The organism is Synechococcus sp. MIT S1220, assembly GCF_047303025.1.
Lineage (GTDB): Bacteria > Cyanobacteriota > Cyanobacteriia > PCC-6307 > Cyanobiaceae > Parasynechococcus.
This window is the reverse complement of sequence record NZ_CP138939.1, coordinates 3,034,625-3,050,928: the sequence shown is the minus strand read 5'-3', so window position 1 is coordinate 3,050,928 and position 16,304 is coordinate 3,034,625. Positions and strand designations below refer to the sequence as shown.

At 59.5% G+C, this 16,304-nt stretch carries 21 protein-coding genes; 13 read left to right on the top strand and 8 right to left on the bottom strand.

The window, feature by feature from the left end; genetic code table 11:
- The first annotated feature begins 51 nt into the window (after window positions 1-51).
- The 9 genes from SIB64_RS15415 (at window position 52) to SIB64_RS15375 (ending at window position 8,399) form a co-directional block, all read left to right on the top strand.
- Window positions 52-981: a hypothetical protein gene (locus SIB64_RS15415; protein WP_413441062.1), complete on the top strand. Its 930-nt coding sequence runs from the start codon at window positions 52-54 to the stop codon at window positions 979-981.
- Window positions 978-1,730 (top strand): phosphoribosylaminoimidazolesuccinocarboxamide synthase, encoded by a 753-nt coding sequence (gene purC / locus SIB64_RS15410; RefSeq protein WP_413441061.1) that lies wholly within the window; start codon window positions 978-980, stop codon window positions 1,728-1,730. Before SIB64_RS15415 ends, purC begins: the two co-directional genes overlap by 4 nt.
- 41 nt (window positions 1,731-1,771) lie before the next feature.
- Window positions 1,772-4,015 (top strand): BamA/TamA family outer membrane protein, encoded by a 2,244-nt coding sequence (locus SIB64_RS15405; RefSeq protein ID WP_413441059.1) that lies wholly within the window; start codon window positions 1,772-1,774, stop codon window positions 4,013-4,015.
- Complete coding sequence (gene lpxC, locus SIB64_RS15400; RefSeq protein WP_413443063.1) at window positions 4,015-4,872, top strand: UDP-3-O-acyl-N-acetylglucosamine deacetylase; 858 nt, start codon at window positions 4,015-4,017, stop codon at window positions 4,870-4,872. Before SIB64_RS15405 ends, lpxC begins: the two co-directional genes overlap by 1 nt.
- Window positions 4,869-5,324 (top strand): 3-hydroxyacyl-ACP dehydratase FabZ, encoded by a 456-nt coding sequence (gene fabZ, locus SIB64_RS15395; RefSeq protein WP_413441057.1) that lies wholly within the window; start codon window positions 4,869-4,871, stop codon window positions 5,322-5,324. The genes lpxC and fabZ overlap by 4 nt, the downstream gene beginning before the upstream one ends.
- Before the next feature lie 5 nt (window positions 5,325-5,329).
- The gene (lpxA, locus tag SIB64_RS15390) at window positions 5,330-6,154 is read left to right on the top strand and encodes an acyl-ACP--UDP-N-acetylglucosamine O-acyltransferase (protein WP_413441056.1); all 825 of its coding nucleotides are present in this window, start codon (window positions 5,330-5,332) and stop codon (window positions 6,152-6,154) included.
- A complete protein-coding gene (lpxB, locus tag SIB64_RS15385; RefSeq protein ID WP_413443062.1) occupies window positions 6,154-7,335 on the top strand; it encodes a lipid-A-disaccharide synthase in 1,182 nt (393 codons plus the stop codon). Before lpxA ends, lpxB begins: the two co-directional genes overlap by 1 nt.
- On the top strand, window positions 7,332-7,979 hold the full coding sequence (gene msrA / locus SIB64_RS15380) for a peptide-methionine (S)-S-oxide reductase MsrA (protein WP_413441055.1): 648 nt from the start codon (window positions 7,332-7,334) through the stop codon (window positions 7,977-7,979). The genes lpxB and msrA overlap by 4 nt, the downstream gene beginning before the upstream one ends.
- A 225-nt stretch (window positions 7,980-8,204) precedes the next feature.
- On the top strand, window positions 8,205-8,399 hold the full coding sequence (locus SIB64_RS15375; RefSeq protein WP_413441054.1) for a hypothetical protein: 195 nt from the start codon (window positions 8,205-8,207) through the stop codon (window positions 8,397-8,399).
- Here the strand turns inward: SIB64_RS15375 and SIB64_RS15370 are convergent, their stop codons facing one another.
- The 8 genes from SIB64_RS15370 to SIB64_RS15335 form a co-directional block, all read right to left on the bottom strand.
- Window positions 8,400-8,639: a hypothetical protein gene (locus tag SIB64_RS15370; RefSeq protein WP_413441053.1), complete on the bottom strand. Its 240-nt coding sequence runs from the start codon at window positions 8,637-8,639 to the stop codon at window positions 8,400-8,402.
- 3 nt (window positions 8,640-8,642) lie between these two features.
- On the bottom strand, window positions 8,643-10,118 hold the full coding sequence (locus tag SIB64_RS15365) for a leucyl aminopeptidase (protein ID WP_413441052.1): 1,476 nt from the start codon (window positions 10,116-10,118) through the stop codon (window positions 8,643-8,645).
- Window positions 10,072-10,269, bottom strand: coding sequence for a hypothetical protein (locus SIB64_RS15360; protein ID WP_413441051.1), 198 nt, complete (start codon window positions 10,267-10,269; stop codon window positions 10,072-10,074). Before SIB64_RS15360 ends, SIB64_RS15365 begins: the two co-directional genes overlap by 47 nt.
- Window positions 10,270-10,284: 15 nt before the next feature.
- Entirely contained in the window at window positions 10,285-10,761 is a 477-nt protein-coding gene (locus SIB64_RS15355) for a hypothetical protein (protein ID WP_413441050.1), read from the bottom strand.
- Window positions 10,761-11,351, bottom strand: a complete 591-nt coding sequence (locus SIB64_RS15350; RefSeq protein WP_413441049.1) for a GIY-YIG nuclease family protein — start codon at window positions 11,349-11,351, stop codon at window positions 10,761-10,763. Before SIB64_RS15350 ends, SIB64_RS15355 begins: the two co-directional genes overlap by 1 nt.
- A gap of 3 nt (window positions 11,352-11,354) precedes the next feature.
- A complete protein-coding gene (locus tag SIB64_RS15345) occupies window positions 11,355-11,966 on the bottom strand; it encodes a hypothetical protein (protein WP_413441048.1) in 612 nt (203 codons plus the stop codon).
- A 176-nt stretch (window positions 11,967-12,142) separates the two neighbouring features.
- On the bottom strand, window positions 12,143-12,469 hold the full coding sequence (locus SIB64_RS15340) for a hypothetical protein (protein ID WP_413441047.1): 327 nt from the start codon (window positions 12,467-12,469) through the stop codon (window positions 12,143-12,145).
- Between the two features lie 40 nt (window positions 12,470-12,509).
- On the bottom strand, window positions 12,510-13,271 hold the full coding sequence (locus SIB64_RS15335; RefSeq protein ID WP_413443061.1) for a LuxR C-terminal-related transcriptional regulator: 762 nt from the start codon (window positions 13,269-13,271) through the stop codon (window positions 12,510-12,512).
- 255 nt (window positions 13,272-13,526) lie between these two features.
- Here SIB64_RS15335 and SIB64_RS15330 point away from each other — a divergent pair, with 255 nt between their 5' ends.
- The 4 genes from SIB64_RS15330 (at window position 13,527) to SIB64_RS15315 (ending at window position 16,291) form a co-directional block, all read left to right on the top strand.
- The gene (locus SIB64_RS15330) at window positions 13,527-13,856 is read left to right on the top strand and encodes a DUF1825 family protein (RefSeq protein ID WP_413441046.1); all 330 of its coding nucleotides are present in this window, start codon (window positions 13,527-13,529) and stop codon (window positions 13,854-13,856) included.
- A gap of 51 nt (window positions 13,857-13,907) precedes the next feature.
- The gene (gene tyrS / locus SIB64_RS15325; protein WP_413441045.1) at window positions 13,908-15,155 is read left to right on the top strand and encodes a tyrosine--tRNA ligase; all 1,248 of its coding nucleotides are present in this window, start codon (window positions 13,908-13,910) and stop codon (window positions 15,153-15,155) included.
- A gap of 161 nt (window positions 15,156-15,316) precedes the next feature.
- Complete coding sequence (locus SIB64_RS15320; RefSeq protein ID WP_413441044.1) at window positions 15,317-15,661, top strand: hypothetical protein; 345 nt, start codon at window positions 15,317-15,319, stop codon at window positions 15,659-15,661.
- Between the two features lie 3 nt (window positions 15,662-15,664).
- Window positions 15,665-16,291 carry a phosphotransferase family protein gene (locus SIB64_RS15315; RefSeq protein WP_413443060.1) on the top strand — a complete coding sequence of 209 codons (627 nt, stop codon included), beginning with the start codon at window positions 15,665-15,667 and terminating at the stop codon, window positions 16,289-16,291.
- The last annotated feature ends 13 nt before the right edge of the window (window positions 16,292-16,304 follow it).

The following is a 16,304-nucleotide window of genomic DNA, read 5'->3' as shown; positions in this document are numbered from 1 at the left end:
CGGCGTGGCTGGATGTGCCTCTTAGGTTTCCTTTGTAGAACGCAGGCCGCCATGGGGACGTCCCCCTTCGCTCTCGTAATGACGCTGCTTGCTGCAGCTCCTCCGGTGGGACAGCCCCCACCGATGACCCAGGCCGCCTTTGAACAATTGCTGCTCAGCCGGGATCTGGTTGAGTTGCAGCAGGGCTGTCGCTTGGCGTTGACCGATGGGATGCCTGAACGACTACAGCTGATCCGCGATCGTCTGATTGCACTTGACCCCAGGCCCCAGAGCGTCGATCAGGTGTTCACCACAACCCAGGCGTTGATGGTGTGTCGTTCGCCTGAGAGTGCGCTAGTGGTTCTGAACCGCTGGAGTCCTGCAGCTGGTGAGCAACGACGGCGTTGGTTGCTGATGGCTTGGCAGGCAGCGGATGCGGCGTTGGACCATCCACGCGCCGCGTTGATGCTGCGGCGGCTGGTGAACGGCGACCTGCAGGCACTTGAACGGGAAGAGCTGGTGGAAGCCGGGGATGGCGCTGCGGAGTCACCGCTGGTGAGGGTCAACGGCCTGGACCGGCTCGCGCACCATGAAGCCTCAGCCGGGGATTCCATCGCGGCTGCAGCGGTATTGCTCGCCGGACGGGAGACGGGGGCAGTGGCGGCGAGGCGTCTGGGCATGGCCGCTGATCTCCTGGCCGAGGAAGATTCAGAACAGGCGGATGCCTTGCTGGAACTGGCGCTCGATCAGGCCGCAGCGGATGAGGCCTGGAGTTTGGCGGTCGAGCTCCTGCGTGTTCAGTTGCGTCTGCAGCTGGCTGCCGGTGGCGATGGGGCTCGTCCCCGGGAACGGCTGGAACGGCTCACCTCACGGCTGGATGACCGCTACAGCCTCTGGACGCTGCAGGAGGGGGCCGTGGAACCGGATCCGTCGTTGCGGTCGCCACGCGTACCCGGTGGTCATGCTGCTGTAGAGGAACCCTCTGTTGAGGCAACGCCATGACTCCTGACCACGGAGAGCTGCTCTACGAAGGCAAAGCCAAACGGGTGTTCGCTCTCCCTGATCCTGGACAGGTGTTGGTGGAATACAAAAACGATGCAACAGCGTTCAATGCCCAGAAGAAAGCTCAGCTTGAGGACAAAGGACGACTGAACTGCCAGATCTCAGCCCGTTTGTTCGAACTGCTGGCCGTTGCCGGAATCCCCACCCACTACGTCGGTCTCGCCGGAGAGACTTGGATGGTGGTGCAGCGAGTTGAGATCATTCCACTGGAGGTGGTGCTGCGCAACATCGCCACAGGATCCCTCTGCCGGCAGACCCCGATCGCGCAGGGCACCCAGCTCGATCCTCCCCTGCTCGACCTTTATTACAAGGACGACGCGCTGGGGGACCCCCTGCTCACCGATGCCAGGGTCCGCCTGCTCGGGGTTGCGGATGAGGCGCGATTGTCAGCGATCGAACAATTGGCCCGACGTGTGAATGGGTTGTTGCTGGCCTTCTTCGATGCCATCGACCTGCAATTGGTGGATTTCAAGCTCGAAATGGGTCTCAACGCTGCGGGTGATCTGCTGCTGGCCGATGAGATCAGTCCAGATACTTGTCGTCTCTGGGACCGAAGGACCGGAGATGTTGACGATCGAATCCTTGATAAGGATCGATTCCGTAAGGATTTAGGCGGTGTGATGGAGGCCTACGGGGAGGTCCTCAAACGGGTCCAAGCCTCGACCTCCAACCCTGTCAACTGCCTGTAAGGTCGGCGGAACTTTTTCAGGCTTCAGCCCGGGACCCCTCGATGACCCGACGTTCCTCCTGCCGCAGAGCGGTCTCCGTCCGTCAGGGTGTTCTCGGCTTGGCCTTGGGTCTTCCCTTCCTCTGGGGGGCTCCTTTGCATGCGCAGGAGGTGGAGACCACCGAGGAGGTCGAGGAAACCGTTACGGAAGTCGAGACCATTGATGTCGAGCAGGTTCCTGGTGAGCCTCCGGTGGTTCAGGAGCAATTCGAGGTCGAGGCGACCGAGACCGTTATTGAAGAGCCGAGGGTTTTGATCTCAGAAGTGCTGATTGAGGGAATCAGCGGTCATCCTGAAGAAGAGCGCCTGCAGCTCGAGGCCTACGACGCAATGCAGGTGCGACCTGGCAGTCGCGTCACCCGTGATGAACTGCAGCGTGATCTCAATGCCATCCAGGCCACCGGCTGGTTCTCAGATGTGCGGATCACTCCTGTGGATGGTCCGCTGGGGGTTCAAATCATTGTTCAGGTGGAACCGTTCCCCACGCTGAGCGGTGTTCTGCTCGATCCACCCAGCGATGAGCTGCCCGACTCCGTTGTCGAGGACACCTTTGGGTCGGATTTCGGGAGGACCTTGAACCTCAACGACCTTCAACAACGGATGAAGGAGCTGCAGAAGTGGTTTGCGGATCAGGGCTATTCCCTGGCCCGGATCACCGGACCGGAGCGGGTCAGTCCCGACGGCGTTGTGACGTTGCGACTCACCCAGGGCACGGTGCGGGGTTTGGAGGTTGTGTTCCTCAACAAGGAGGGGGATGCCGAGGATGAGAACGGAAACCCAATCAAGGGCAAGACCAAAGAGTGGGTGGTCAGTCGTGAGATCTCGATTCAGCCCGGTGATCCGTTCAACCGCAACAAGCTTGAGGCAGATATCAAGCGCCTTTACGGGACCCAGCTGTTCAGTGATGTGAAAGTCACGCTGAAGCCTGTTCCTCAGCAGCCCGGTGATGTGGTGATCGTGCTCGGCATCATCGAGCAATCCACTGGTCAGCTGTCCGGTGGTCTTGGATACAGCCAGAGCCAGGGTGTTTTTGGCCAGGTGCAGCTGCAGGACAGCAATTTCTTCGGCCGCGCCTGGAACATGGGTCTCAATGTCACCTATGGCCAGTACGGCGGCCTGGCGAACATCAACTTCCGTGATCCGTGGATCTACGGCGACAAACACCGCACATCGTTTGCCGGTTCACTGTTCCTCAGCCAGGAAGTGCCCCAGGCGTTCCAGAGTGAAGACAATGGAAACATCCGCACCGTTGATGGGTATGTGGATAACGGCAACAAGTACGCCTACAACATCAATTCTGATAAAAACCCCTCCGACGGCAAGTTTAGTTCCGTCAGCCGGGCCGAGGATGAATTCCCAAATCGGAGTTGGTTCGATTTCGAGGGTGATTCAGTCGCATTGCGCAAAACCGGAGGCAATTTCTTCTTCGTACGCCCTCTCAACGGCGGTGATCCTTTCAAGGACACCCCCTGGAAAGCGCTTTTGGGTGTGTCCTACAGCAATGTTCGACCGATAAATTTCGCAGCGGATTCACGACCCTATGGAGCATCCACTAACAATTACAAGAAAGGACGTATCAAGAACAAAGACATCATCTGCATTTCCTACAACTGTGCGGACAGCAACGACCTGATCAGCGTTCGATTTGCAGCGACTTACAACAATGTCAACGACCCTCGTAATCCCTCCAGCGGCAATTTCTTCACAGCCACCACCGAGCAATTCATCGGTGTGAACGAGGATTCACCCACGTTCAATCGTTTACGGGCCAATTACACCCAGTTCTTCCCTGTGAACTGGTTGAAACTTCACAAGGGTTGCAGGCCCAAGCGCGGTGAAAAAGGCGATTGCCCACAGGCGATTGGTCTGCAGGTCAAGGCGGGAACAATCGTCGGCTCCCTGCCTCCCTACGAAGCCTTCTGCGTTGGTGGAACGAATTCCGTTCGTGGCTGGTACAACTGCGATATGGCTGTGGCACGCAGCTTTGGGGAAATCACCCTCGAATATCGATTCCCGATCATCAGCATCTTCTCTGGGGAGGTGTTCGTCGATGCCGGTACCGATTTCGGAACCCAGAAAAATGTTCCTGGCAAGCCAGGTTTGTTGCTCGACAAGGATGGTTCCGGTGTGTCGGTCGGTACCGGTGTGATCGTCACCACTCCCGTTGGCCCTCTGCGTCTTGAGGTGGCCAGCAAGGACTTCTCAGGAGATTGGCGCTTCAACCTCGGAGTGGGCTGGAAGTTCTAGTGACACTTTGGCCTCAGGACTATTCCGAGCCCTGGACCCTCACCCGCTCTGTTGAGCGTTCCGGGGTTGGCCTGCATCACGGCTGTGCGTCAACAGTAACGCTGCTGCCCTGTTCGCAGCCGGGCATTTTTCTGTCCTTTGACCAGGACCCGGATGCGCCGATCCGTCTGCAGCCTGAGCAGGTCAGGGACAGTCAGCTCTGCACCACCCTGGCCCTCGGTAACCGGCGTGTGGCCACGGTGGAGCATCTACTGGCAGCCCTGGCTGGATGTGGTGTCAGTCACGTGGAAATTTGCCTGAAGGGCGACGAGATTCCCCTGCTCGATGGCTCGGCATTGGGGTGGGTCGAGGCCATCGCTGAGGCGGGTCTCTCCCCGGCCTCCACCCCGCGACCTGAGCCTCCACAGCTGGAACAAACCCTGGTGCGCCATCGGGGCAGCAGCGTGATCACCGCCACTCCGGCCGACCAGTTCAGCTTGGTGGGGGTGATTGATTTCCCGCAGCCCGCCATCGGCCGCCAGCAGTTTGCCCTGACCCTGACGCCCGAGCGCTTTGTTGAGCAGATCGCGCCAGCGCGTACCTTCGGGTTTCGAGATCAGGTGGAGCAGCTGCGTGCGGCAGGGCTGATCCAGGGTGGAGCGCTGGACAATGCTCTGGTGTGTGACGGTGATCGCTGGTTGAATCCTCCGCTCCGATTTCCCGATGAACCGGTGCGCCATAAGCTCTTGGATCTGATCGGTGATCTGGCTCTGGTGGGCTTTCCACAGGCTCAAGTGCTCGTTTACAGGGGTTCCCATGGACTCCATACCGAGCTGGCCGCCGCCCTTCAGGACGCCAGCCTCACTCCTTCTCTGTGACCGACTCCCCCGCAGCTGACATCGTTCTTACCAGCGAGCAAATCGCTGGGTTGCTGCCCCATCGCTATCCCTTTGCCCTGGTCGATCGGGTGATCTCCCATGAGCCCGGGGTGTCTGCGGTGGCGATCAAGAACGTCACGATGAATGAACCGCAGTTTCAGGGCCATTTCCCTGGTCGTCCGCTGATGCCAGGGGTGCTCATTGTGGAGTCGATGGCGCAGGTGGGAGGACTGATCGTCACGCAGATGCCCGACCTTCCGAAGGGGCTGTTCGTTTTTGCCGGGATTGACGGGGTACGCTTCCGCCGCCCTGTAGTGCCGGGCGATCAGTTGGTGATCCGCTGCGAATTGCTCAGCCTGAAACGAAAGCGCTTCGGCAAAGTCAAGGCGGAGGCCACGGTGAACGATGAGCTCGTCTGCTCCGGCAATCTGATGTTCTCCCTGGTGGATTGAGAACGATGAGCCAGGACAGAGCTGTGCAGATTCATTCCCATGCGGTGGTGGACCCCAAAGCTGAGCTCGCCTCCGGCGTGGTGATTGGTCCCGGTGCTGTTGTCGGCCCTGAGGTGGTGATCGGTGAGAACAGCTGGGTCGGTCCAAATGCCGTGTTGGATGGGCGTCTCACGATTGGGAAGGACAACAAGATTTTTCCTGGTGCTTGCCTCGGACAGCCTCCTCAGGATCTCAAGTACAAGGGGGCCGCGACGGAGGTGGTGATCGGTGACGGCAACACCATCCGCGAATGCGTCACGATCAATCGCGCTACGGATGAAGGTGAGCGGACCAGCATCGGTGATCGGAATCTCCTGATGGCCTATTGCCACCTCGGCCACAACTGTGAACTTGGAAACGGCATCGTGATGTCCAATGCCGTTCAGGTGGCTGGTCATGTCGTGATTGAAGATCGTGCCGTGATCGGCGGTTGCCTCGGTATTCATCAGTTCGTCCACATTGGTGGCATGGCGATGGTGGGTGGCATGACACGGGTGGTTCGCGATGTCCCCCCCTATTGCTTGGTCGAAGGACATCCCGGCCGGGTGCGTGGCTTGAATCGAGTCGGTTTGCGCCGCAGTGGGCTGCCTTCAAAACACGACGGGCGTGAAATGAAGCAGCTTCATGAGATCTGGTCGTTGATTTATCGCTCGGATCAAGTGATCGCCGAGGGGCTTCGGGAGGCGCGCCGCCTGGAGCTGCTGCCGGCTGCCGAGCACCTTTGCAGCTTCCTGGAGGCCTCGATCGGTCGCGGGCGTCGCGGACCGATGCCCGCTCTGGGCAGCCGTTGATGGTGCGGCTGCTGATCAGCACCGGCGAGGTGTCCGGTGATTTGCAGGGCAGCCTGTTGATTCAGGCCCTCCAGCGTGAGGCATCCCGTCGAGGCCTTGAGCTCGAATTGCTGGCCTTGGGGGGCACACGCATGGAGGCGGCGGGGGCGAACTTGCTGGCCGATACGGCGCCGATGGGTGCCATTGGCCTCTGGGAGGCTCTACCGCTGATTTTGCCCACACTGCGGCTGCAGGCCCGTGTGGATCAGTTGCTTCGCTCGCGCCCCCTTGATGGGGTGGTGCTGATTGATTACGTCGGTGCGAATGTACGGCTGGGTTGCAAGTTGCGCAGTCGTTTTCCTGACTTGCCAATCACCTATTACATCGCGCCCCAGGAATGGGCCTGGCGATTCGGCGACGGAAGCACCACCCAGCTGCTTGGATTCACTAACAGAATTCTCGCGATCTTTCCTGCGGAGGCATCTTTTTATTCCGATCGCGGTGTCGAAGTGACCTGGGTGGGCCATCCCCTTCTGGACAGTTTCTCCGAGCTTCCCGACCGGGCGGAGTCACGCCGCCAACTCGGTCTTGATCCAGATGGGCGTGTGCTGCTGCTGCTGCCTGCGTCCAGGCCGCAGGAACTGAACTATCTGATGCCGCATCTGGCTGGAGCAGCTGCACTCCTCCAGGAGCGGTATCCCTCGATGCAGGTCCTGGTGCCAGCGGGGCTCGAACGCTTTGAGCAGCCATTGGCGGATGCGCTGGCCCAGGCGGGGGTCCGTCAGGCGAGGGTGATTCCAGCTCTGCAAGCGGATGGCTTGAAGAAGACCCTCTGTGCCGCGGCGGATCTCGCGCTCGGTAAGTCCGGCACTGTGAATCTGGAGTTAGCTCTTCAGGGGGTGCCCCAGGTGGTGGGGTATCGCGTCAGCCGGGTGACAGCCTTGATCGCCCGTTATCTGCTGCGCTTCAAGGTGGAACACATCTCCCCAGTGAATTTGCTGCTTCAGGAGCGCCTGGTACCCGAACTGCTTCAGGACGAGCTGACGGCCCAGGGGCTTGTGGAGCAGGCCATTCCATTGCTTGAGGGTGGTGCCGCGCGTGAGCGGATGCTCGACGGGTATCGGCGTCTGCGCGCCACCCTGGGGCAGCCTGGCGTCACAGACCGTGCCGCTGCGGCGATCTTCGATCAAGTGATGGAATGACCAAGGTTTTCAGTTGGCTTTTGGCGATTGTCGTCGGTCTGAGCACGCCGTTGAGCGTCTTGGCTGCTGATTTGGAGACGGCTGCTGATTTGGAGATAGCTGTGTTCGCTGGTGGCTGTTTCTGGTGCATGGAACACGATCTTGAGCAGCTTCCGGGTGTGGTGGACGTGGTCAGTGGATACAGCGGTGGCCATGTGGAGCAGCCGAGCTACCAGCAGGTGAGTCGTGAAACGACGGGCCATCAGGAGGTGGTTCAGGTGCGTTTCGACCCAGCGCAGCTGCGCTACGGAACGCTGCTGCGGAGTTACTGGCGCAACATTGATCCGCTCGATGGAGAGGGTCAGTTCTGTGATCGCGGCGATTCCTATCGGCCGGTGATTTTCACCACAGATGCGTCCCAGGCCCATGAAGCCGAAGCCAGTGCGCAGGCCGCAGCAGAGGAGCTCGGCCAACCCCGCTCCGCTTTGCAGGTGGAGTTGCGCGATGCGGAGCGGTTCTGGCCGGCCGAGGGTTATCACCAGAACTACGCCGAAACAACAACCGCCAAGTACAAGTTCTATCGATTCGCCTGTGGACGCGATCGTCGCCTCGATGAGGTTTGGGGGAGCAAGGCGAGGACGGCGGCTGACTGGAGTGGATCCTGAGCAGACCCCCTGCTGAACGTTGATCTTGGGCAGTGGTCAGATGAACGACTGCAGAATGTGTCGAGAACAACTGAAGCCTTAAGAAATCGCCAATCAATCTGTGGAAAATATAAAACTGTATCGGCTGTACACCGTGTAAGTTCCCAGTGAACAACAGGCTTCTTGTCGATCGGCTACATAAAATAGACTGCTTACCATTCCCACCATGTGCGTGGGAGGAAATGTATGTATCTGCTGACCATCAAGGATGGCCTGGGAACGCGTCATATCGGTCCATATCCTTCACCGAAGCATGCTTCGGACGATCTTGATCGGGTTTTGGAAACCTGCTCAGAGCGTGCACGCTGGCAGATTCATGCCCTTGAGGCTCCCGAGCGCGGGCTGGCTGCATCTGCTCAACTCCACGCTATGGCGTCCTGATCAGCGGTTGGGTGTCCGTCCGGGGAATCCTTTTGTCATCCCCGAATCGATCATGAGTCCGATTCCCGCATTGATGCAGATCAAGCTGAGCGCTCCGGTCCAGAACCATTCGCCAGCCTGACCACCCATCAGCTGCACCACTCTGCGGCTCACGGCCTCACCGAACAGGCAAAGACCAACGGGTAGCAATAGCACCCCCATCTGGGCCTTCAGATACCAACGGACCGGTGAGCTGCTCATCGATCAGTTGGCCTGACCGCAGACCCAGTTCACCAAAGTCCGCACGCCGTAGCCCGTCGCTCCCGCCGGATTCAATCCGCGCCCTTTGTCACTCCAGACGGTTCCGGCGATATCAATATGGGCCCAAGCGATGTCGCTCTCCACGAAGTCCTGCAGGAACAGGGCGGCAGTGATCGATCCCCCCGGCCTCGGACCCGTGTTCTTCATGTCGGCCAGCAGCGACTTGAGGCCGTCCTTGTAGGACTTGCGCAGGGGCATGCGCCAGATGCCTTCACCAGCCGCGCCAGCAGCAGTGTCCAGCGCTTCCGCCAGGGCATCATCGTTGCTCCAGAGGCCTGCCATCTCATCGCCGAGTGCAATGACACAAGCTCCGGTGAGGGTGGCGAGATCCACAACGGCGTCAGGCTTCTGCTCGCAGGCGTAGAGAAGAGCATCCGCCAGTGTGAGCCGACCTTCGGCATCGGTGTTGTTGATTTCGATCGTGGTGCCGTTGGCGGCCTTCACGATGTCGCCGGGGTGCACTGCAGATCCGTTCACCATGTTCTCGCAAGCGGCGACGATCATGTGCACTTCAACGCCCTGCGGTCGGCGTTCGGCGATCGAGCGCATCGCACCGAGAACAGCTGCGCTGCCGCCCATGTCGAACTTCATCATGTCGATCTGAGCTGCGCCCACCTTCAGGTTGTATCCACCTGAATCAAAGGTGAGCCCTTTCCCCACCAGAGCCAGGCGGCGCTTCACCTCACCTTGCGGTCTATAGACCAGATGAATGAACTTGGGGTCCAGATCCGACCCCTGGCTCACGGCCAAGTAGGCGCCCATTCCACGGGCTTCACAGTCAGCACGTTCCAGCACCTTGAGCTCGAGGCCGTGATCACGAGCCAGCTGAGCGGCCGTGTCGGCCAGGGCCGCTGGGGTGACGTGATTCGGTGGTGCTGCAACCAGTTCCCTGGCCAGTTCAACCCCGGCGCAGTGGGCATTCACGTCGTTGAGTCCGGCCGCTGCCTGAGCGGGAAGGCCAATCAGTTCGAGACTGTCGGGGATTCGACGGGGATCCGTGTCTTTGCGGAAGCGCTGGTCGGTGTAGAGCGCTAGCCGAACAGCTTCTGCAACGGCGCATGCGGCACTGTTGGGTTCCAGTCCGTCCCAGGGCAGCAACAGGCCGAGCTTGCCGGTGCATCCAATGGCCGATCGGGCTGCTTTGGCGGCAGCTTTACGCAGACCGTCAAGACCAAGGGATTCAGGCTCTCCCAGGCCCAACACGATCAAACGTGCCGGGGCCCCCTCGCGCATCGGGTGCAGCACGAGGCTTTCGCCGGGTTTGCCCTTGAAGTCCTGGAGCTCGAGCATGGCCTCCAGGCCTGGGAACTGCGTACAGAGCGCTTGGGTTGAGCTGTTCTCCTCCGTTTTCAGCAGGCCAACCGCCAGCACATCACCGTTCCAGTCCTGCAGGCCGGCAGATGAAAGGGAGAGCCGCATGAACGGGAAAGTTGCGCGGAGTGAGCGTAGCGAGGCCCTCCGACGTCCCGGTACGGTCGCCTGAGTGTTGCCATCGTTGCGTGTTCACCAATGTGACCCTGCTGGCTTTGGCGGCCTTGATCGGGGTGACGCCCTTGGTGTGGGTGATCATCTACCCGCCCGGTCACTAGCAGCGTTGATTGAGCGCTTTGACGATCAAGGCCTCAGCGTTGGGTTGGCTCTGAATCAGAAAGGCCTCCTGTTCCAGGGTTTGATCCCCCTGCTGATAGCGATTGGTGATCAGGTAGCGGATCCTGCTGGTGACAGCCGGTGAGGTGGAGAGCGACCAACCGATCAGGCGCATTCTTCCATCGGGACAGCTCTGGGCGGCGTGAACGGCTTCATGCAGCAGCACATGTCGAGCGATGCCCAGGTCGTGGGTGATCGGCGCGATCATCAGCAACTTTCGGTCGGCATCGAACAGGCCATAGGCCGTTCCACCGGGTGGTTGCTGTTGCACCACGGCAAAGCCATGGCGTTTCAGGGTCGCCAGAAGAGTCGGCAGGTCTGCGGCGGCGGCGGCGGCGGTGGCGGTGAGGGTGCCGGTGACATGCACCCCCAGCAGGGCGGTCAACAGGGCCAGACCCGCTCGCAGCGTCAGCATCAGCTTTCAGCGGTGAACGGTGTGGCCCAGCGCTGGCGCGTTTCCTTGTTGAACGGAGGCAACCAGCGCTGGATCAGCCGCTGTTCCAGCGCTCGCCTGGCGCGGGTTGCCTTGGGAACATCCGTGCAGAAGCGAATGCTCAGTCGCGGCTTGAGGGCGCATTGCTGCAAAGCTTCCCCATAGGCCGCCAGGTAGGCCTTGCAATCGTGCTCTCCCTTCCAGCGACGGTTGGCCGCCATCGTTTCGCCCACGTACAGCAACAGCGGTTGATCAAGCTTTGTCGGCCGGTCCAGCACTAGATAGACCGCAGCGCCGCAGTGGGGACTCTCGGGCCAGCGCCAGAAATTCAGCGGTAAAGGGGTAAGTGCCAACGGATCGATCAGGGCAGCGGGGTCGGACAACCCAGTTCTGAATAGATCGGTTTGCTCGCTCTGTACCGGCTCTCGCCGGAACAACGGCGCCTGATGGGCATGAAGGCGCCCCTGCCACTCCAGCAATTGTTGCTGTTGTAAAGGAAGGATCTCAGCCAGACCGCTGCCCGTTGGCAATGCGCTGCTGAACAGCTCCCCCTGGCCTCGGCTGCCCTGCACGACTCAGACCCTCGGTGGCAGCGACGGGCCGGCGCGACGTTCGCCAAAACAGACCCGGCCGATCAGTTCTTCGATCGCAGTAGCTGGAAGGCAGAGGCGTTCCTGGAGGTCCGCCAGGTTGCGGAATCCTTGCCGGCGACGGGCCTGGAGAAGTCGCTGGAGCCTGTCCTCGGGCCAGCCCAGGCTCTTCAGTTCGATCGGTGCGGCGCTGTTGAGGTCGATTGGGGCCTTCAGCGGCTGCGGTGGTGCATCGCCGTACCAGTGGAAGATCAGATGGGGGTCCCAGAGGGCGGCGAGGGAATCGGGGAGTTCCAGCAACCGGAACAGATCATTGGCGGCGCTGAACTGCACGCCCCCCTGTTGAAGCCTCACAAGCAGATCAGCCATGTCTTCGCTGCAGCCGGGTAGTTGACGCCACTCGTTGGCTGTGGCCCGATTCACATCCAAACTCCAGGCCGGCGCCTGATTGACCCGTGCTTGGTTCATCGGTGCTTGGTTCGCCGGTGCTTGGTTCACCGGTGCAGCGGGAGCAGGGGGACGGGGGGTGGCAGGGAGCTGTCCTGTGGCCTGCAGCACTCGTCTGGCCAGAGGGTCCAACCAATGGCTGGCAGGCATCGGGCTGCTTCAACATCTGCTCGGCTGAGATTAACGAGCCACCCAAGCTCATGCGACACCACTTTGCGAGAGGACACCACTTTGCGAGAGGAGACCTTGCATGAGAACAGCCCGCAAGAGAACAGCCCGCATGGGAACAGTTCAATTCAAAACAGTTCACAAAAGAACAGCTCGCGTTATTGCTTGAGGTTTTTCACCAGGGCACGGCAGCCGCCTTGATCGGCGATGTAGGTCGCCATCAGATCGGTGAAATCGCTCCGTCCTTTCACGGCGTTGCGTTCTTCGCTGCTGATCTGCTGGGCTTTCAGAAAGCCGGAGGCGATCGTCTGGGCTTCCTCCATGCTCATGGTTTGGGTTTCCACCAGGCAGTGGGCATTGGCCTCTGTGACTGTCACGACCACCGTGGTGCGATCCAGCTGGACCGCTGCGCTGGGGGCGGTAAGGCCGATCACGCTCAGGCCTGCGATCAGGGGCATGACCCACCCGGAGCGGGTTGCAAGCATCGATGGGTAGAACTGTTGTGTTCAGCCTCGCTTGTTGTGCTCAGGAGGTCCAGCGCGGTAGCTGCATTGGAAGATCAATCAGATCGTTCTGAAGTGCGATTAGCAGGGCCTGGGTCCGGTCTCGCGCACCGAGCTTGATCAGCAGACCGCTGACGAGATGCTTCACCCGGTCCATCGAGAGATGGAGCTGATCGGCGATCTCCTGATTGGTGAGTCCACGGCAGATGCCGCGCAAAACGTCCTCTTCACGCACGTTCAACTCATCGGAGAGAAAATCGGGCTTGCTGTTGCGTTTCAGACGGCTGTGTCGCAGCACGCCGGCGATGGTGGGATCCACAACCATCCCATCGCTTTCGATGGTCTGAATCGCGTGCAACAGGTGGCCGTTGCCCACCCGGTCACGGCTGCAGAGCCCATTACAGCCTGCCTTGATGGCCGCCTCGATCGTGCTGCGCAGCGGCCGTTGGATCAGCATTAGGCAGACCAGGGCTGGATGCACCGCTTTTGCACGCTCCACGAGTGAGGCCCCGGAGCCGCTGTCGAGCATGTCGGTACAGAGCAGCAGGTCGACGGCGCCGCTCTGCAGGCAGGTAAGCGCCTCGGACTCGCTGGTGGCTGCGCCGACCAGCGGGCCGATATCCCCGAACACACTGACCAGCCCGGTGATCAAGACCCGATCAGCGGTGGCGATCACGGTGCGTCGGCGTTGCAGGATGGTTTTGCCTAGCTCCAGGTTGTTGCGCATGGAGGGCAGCTGCGTGGTCAGATTCACGCTGTCGCGAGTCGATTGCACTTCCTGCATGGTGGGCACGGAGGCTGGAAAGAGGCCTTTAGGTGCAAGAACTTTGCAGAAACTGCGCATCAGGCGCTGAAGCTGCAAACAATCGTCGTGGTGGACTGCTGCCTCGTCTGTCTTTTCCTTTCCGGGTTGGTATCCGCACCCCTCTCCATGGAATGGGTTCGTCAGAATTATGGGAATTCCTTCAAGTGGTCCTGGCGTCTCCCCCGTTGATGAGGCGGCTTATACGAGGGCTGCTCGTTCCATTCGAGGTGTGTTTTGGCTTTTTTTGAATCGGACATCGTTCAGGACGAAGCCAAGCGCCTGTTTGGCGACTATCAGCAGCTGATGCAGCTGGGCAGTGAATACGGGAAGTTCGATCGGGAGGGCAAAAAGAAGTTCATCGAAACGATGGAGGAGCTGATGGACCGTTATCGGGTGTTCATGAAGCGCTTTGAGTTGTCCGAAGATTTCCAGGCCAAACTCACCGTGGAGCAGCTGCGCACACAGCTGAGTCAGTTCGGCATCACGCCTGAACAGATGTTCGAACAAATGCAATCCACCCTCGAGCGCATGAAGGCTCAGATCGAGTTGCCTCCTCCCAGCTGAGTTCAGCAGGGAAGCACTCGTACGATCCACTGCGCACGACCCGATCACCCCATGCCGGAGACAACCCCGTCGCTGCCGTCCTGGCTGGCACGCGGCATGGCCGATCTCTTCCCGGCGGGCGATCCCAAAGACCCGGATCAGGCTCTCGCAGCACGGCTATCGCAGGCTGCGTTGGAAGGACGTCCTCTGAGGGTGAAGTTGGGCATTGACCCCACAGGCAGTGATATCCATCTGGGGCACAGCATTCTGTTTCGCAAGTTGCGCGCCTTTCAGGACACCGGGCACACCGCTGTGCTGATCATCGGGGACTTCACCGCCCGCATCGGCGATCCCACCGGCAAGAGCGCCACGCGGGTTCAACTGAGCAAGCAGGATGTGGCCGCCAATGCCTCGACGTACTTACGGCAACTCGGCCAAGACCAGCCCAAGGAAACGGCGCTTCTGGATTTTGAGACGCCCGGTCGTCTGGAGGTGCGATACAACAGCGAGTGGCTGGAAGGGATGGATCTTCCGGCCGTGATCGGGTTGCTGGGAACCGGCACGGTGGGGCAAATGCTGGCCAAGGACGACTTCTCGAAGCGCTACGGCAGCGGCACACCGATCGCCCTGCATGAATTCCTCTATCCGTTGCTTCAGGGGTACGACTCAGTGGCCGTGAACGCCGATGTGGAGCTGGGCGGTACCGACCAGAAATTCAACGTAGCCATGGGCCGCGACCTGCAACGTCACTTCAGCAAGGGCACCCAGTTCGGGCTGCTCCTGCCGATCCTGGTGGGACTTGATGGTGTTCAGAAAATGAGCAAAAGTCTTGGCAACACCGTTGGCTTGGAAGAAGACCCCCTCTCGATGTACTCCAAGCTTGAGAAGGTCGGCGATGCGGCGATCAACGACTACGTGACGTTGTTGACCGATCTGGAGTTGGAGGCGTTGCCCGACAACCCGCGCGACAAGCAGAAGGCGATGGCGTTGGCTGTGACGGCCAACCGTCATGGGATGGAGGCGGCGCACAAGGCCCAGACCGATGCCGCCAAGCTCGTGGGTGGTGCTGGAGATGCAGCAGCGGATGTGCCGGAGGCTTCTCTTGCGGAGGTGAATTTCCCGGCCAAGGCGTTTTATCTGCTCAGCGCCGTTGGCATCTGCGCGAGCAGCAGCGAGGCACGCCGGCAGATCAAGGGTGGTGCAGCTCGGCTGGAAGGGGAGAAGCTCACCGACCCCAACCAGGAGTTCGCCAGTGCTGACGAGCTGAAGGGCAAGGTGCTTCAGCTGGGCAAGAAAACCTTCCGGCGGCTCACCGCCTGAGCAGGGTCGTGCTTGCGCCGCGTTGGTTCAGTCTCTGGTCTCCATTCGTCAGCATTGAACTGAACCTCAGGACGTTGCTATCTAAAAACTAGTTTCCCTCATTTGGGGGATTCGCTGATGGGGGTGCCGGAGCGAAAGTAACCTCATCTAGGCCAAAGACAATGGTGACACCTGAGGTTGAATTCAGATCCGATCGGCAGATCGCTACTGATTTTTTGTCGTATCTGCAATCTGAGTTATCTGAACAAATTGAGTATGAAATTGAACCGACGCGGCTGACTGGAGGTCTTGATGCTCGGCTGTATCGCTATAAGTTGGTTGGCCAGGAGCCAAGAGTTATTCGCATTTTGCGTCCTGCGCGCGAGGTAGAGGAGCTTCTACATCATCAGTTTGTTCATCAGACCCTCAATCAATGTGGCCTTAGCGCCCCTGTGATTCATCGCGTTTCTGGTGATAAATCAGTCGTCGGTGGTGTTTTTGCAGTCATGGATCTCTTGCCAGGTTAGCCCCTGGCAGTCCAGGCACCAGAGATTCATGCAACGGTTTTAGGCGAATCGATGGCCAGGATGCATGCGTTGGACGTTCAGCCTTTTGTTGACGAATTCAGGAGGGCCGCTATCCCGGATGAGAATTTTTTATTTCCTACATCGCTACAAAAGGGTTTGGATTTTGTTGAACAGACGACCCCTTGGTCTTCTGAATTAGTTGGCTGGCTTCGCAATCATTTGCTATCTGGCGGTCAGGATCTTTCTGTCATTCATGGTGATTATCATGGTGGAAATTTGATGTTTCAAAATGGTTCGGGTAACGGAATATTGGACTGGGCACTTCGTATCTCAGATCCTGCAATTGATCTGGCGAATATGATGAATGATTATTTGTTGTTTGCTAATCAGATTTATCCAGGTGTGCCGCATCGTCTTTGGCGGGAGATTGTTGATGGAATGCTCAAGGCTTATCAGGGCATCAGGCCCCTGAATTGCGAGCGAATCAAGGCGTTTCGTGTTCTTCATCTTTTAGGGGTTTTATTCAATGCGGCCCATGCTCCCGAGTTCATGCGCAGGCCTAAATCAAAGTGTGACTATGTGGCCCTTATTGAGCAAACGACAGGCCTCAAGGTGTCACCTGCAGCGTGAAGGTGCGTGGCGA

Coding starts and splice junctions, on each gene's coding strand:
- SIB64_RS15415 (WP_413441062.1), top strand. CDS start 52: ATGGGGACGTCCCCCTTCGCTCTCGTAATGACGCTGCTTGCTGCAGCT.
- purC (WP_413441061.1), top strand. CDS start 978: ATGACTCCTGACCACGGAGAGCTGCTCTACGAAGGCAAAGCCAAACGG.
- SIB64_RS15405 (WP_413441059.1), top strand. CDS start 1,772: ATGACCCGACGTTCCTCCTGCCGCAGAGCGGTCTCCGTCCGTCAGGGT.
- lpxA (WP_413441056.1), top strand. CDS start 5,330: ATGAGCCAGGACAGAGCTGTGCAGATTCATTCCCATGCGGTGGTGGAC.
- lpxB (WP_413443062.1), top strand. CDS start 6,154: ATGGTGCGGCTGCTGATCAGCACCGGCGAGGTGTCCGGTGATTTGCAG.
- msrA (WP_413441055.1), top strand. CDS start 7,332: ATGACCAAGGTTTTCAGTTGGCTTTTGGCGATTGTCGTCGGTCTGAGC.
- SIB64_RS15375 (WP_413441054.1), top strand. CDS start 8,205: ATGTATCTGCTGACCATCAAGGATGGCCTGGGAACGCGTCATATCGGT.
- SIB64_RS15370 (WP_413441053.1), bottom strand. CDS start 8,639: ATGAGCAGCTCACCGGTCCGTTGGTATCTGAAGGCCCAGATGGGGGTG.
- SIB64_RS15365 (WP_413441052.1), bottom strand. CDS start 10,118: ATGCGGCTCTCCCTTTCATCTGCCGGCCTGCAGGACTGGAACGGTGAT.
- SIB64_RS15360 (WP_413441051.1), bottom strand. CDS start 10,269: ATGATCACCCACACCAAGGGCGTCACCCCGATCAAGGCCGCCAAAGCC.
- SIB64_RS15355 (WP_413441050.1), bottom strand. CDS start 10,761: ATGCTGACGCTGCGAGCGGGTCTGGCCCTGTTGACCGCCCTGCTGGGG.
- SIB64_RS15345 (WP_413441048.1), bottom strand. CDS start 11,966: ATGCCTGCCAGCCATTGGTTGGACCCTCTGGCCAGACGAGTGCTGCAG.
- SIB64_RS15340 (WP_413441047.1), bottom strand. CDS start 12,469: ATGCTTGCAACCCGCTCCGGGTGGGTCATGCCCCTGATCGCAGGCCTG.
- SIB64_RS15335 (WP_413443061.1), bottom strand. CDS start 13,271: ATGCAGGAAGTGCAATCGACTCGCGACAGCGTGAATCTGACCACGCAG.
- tyrS (WP_413441045.1), top strand. CDS start 13,908: ATGCCGGAGACAACCCCGTCGCTGCCGTCCTGGCTGGCACGCGGCATG.
- SIB64_RS15320 (WP_413441044.1), top strand. CDS start 15,317: ATGGTGACACCTGAGGTTGAATTCAGATCCGATCGGCAGATCGCTACT.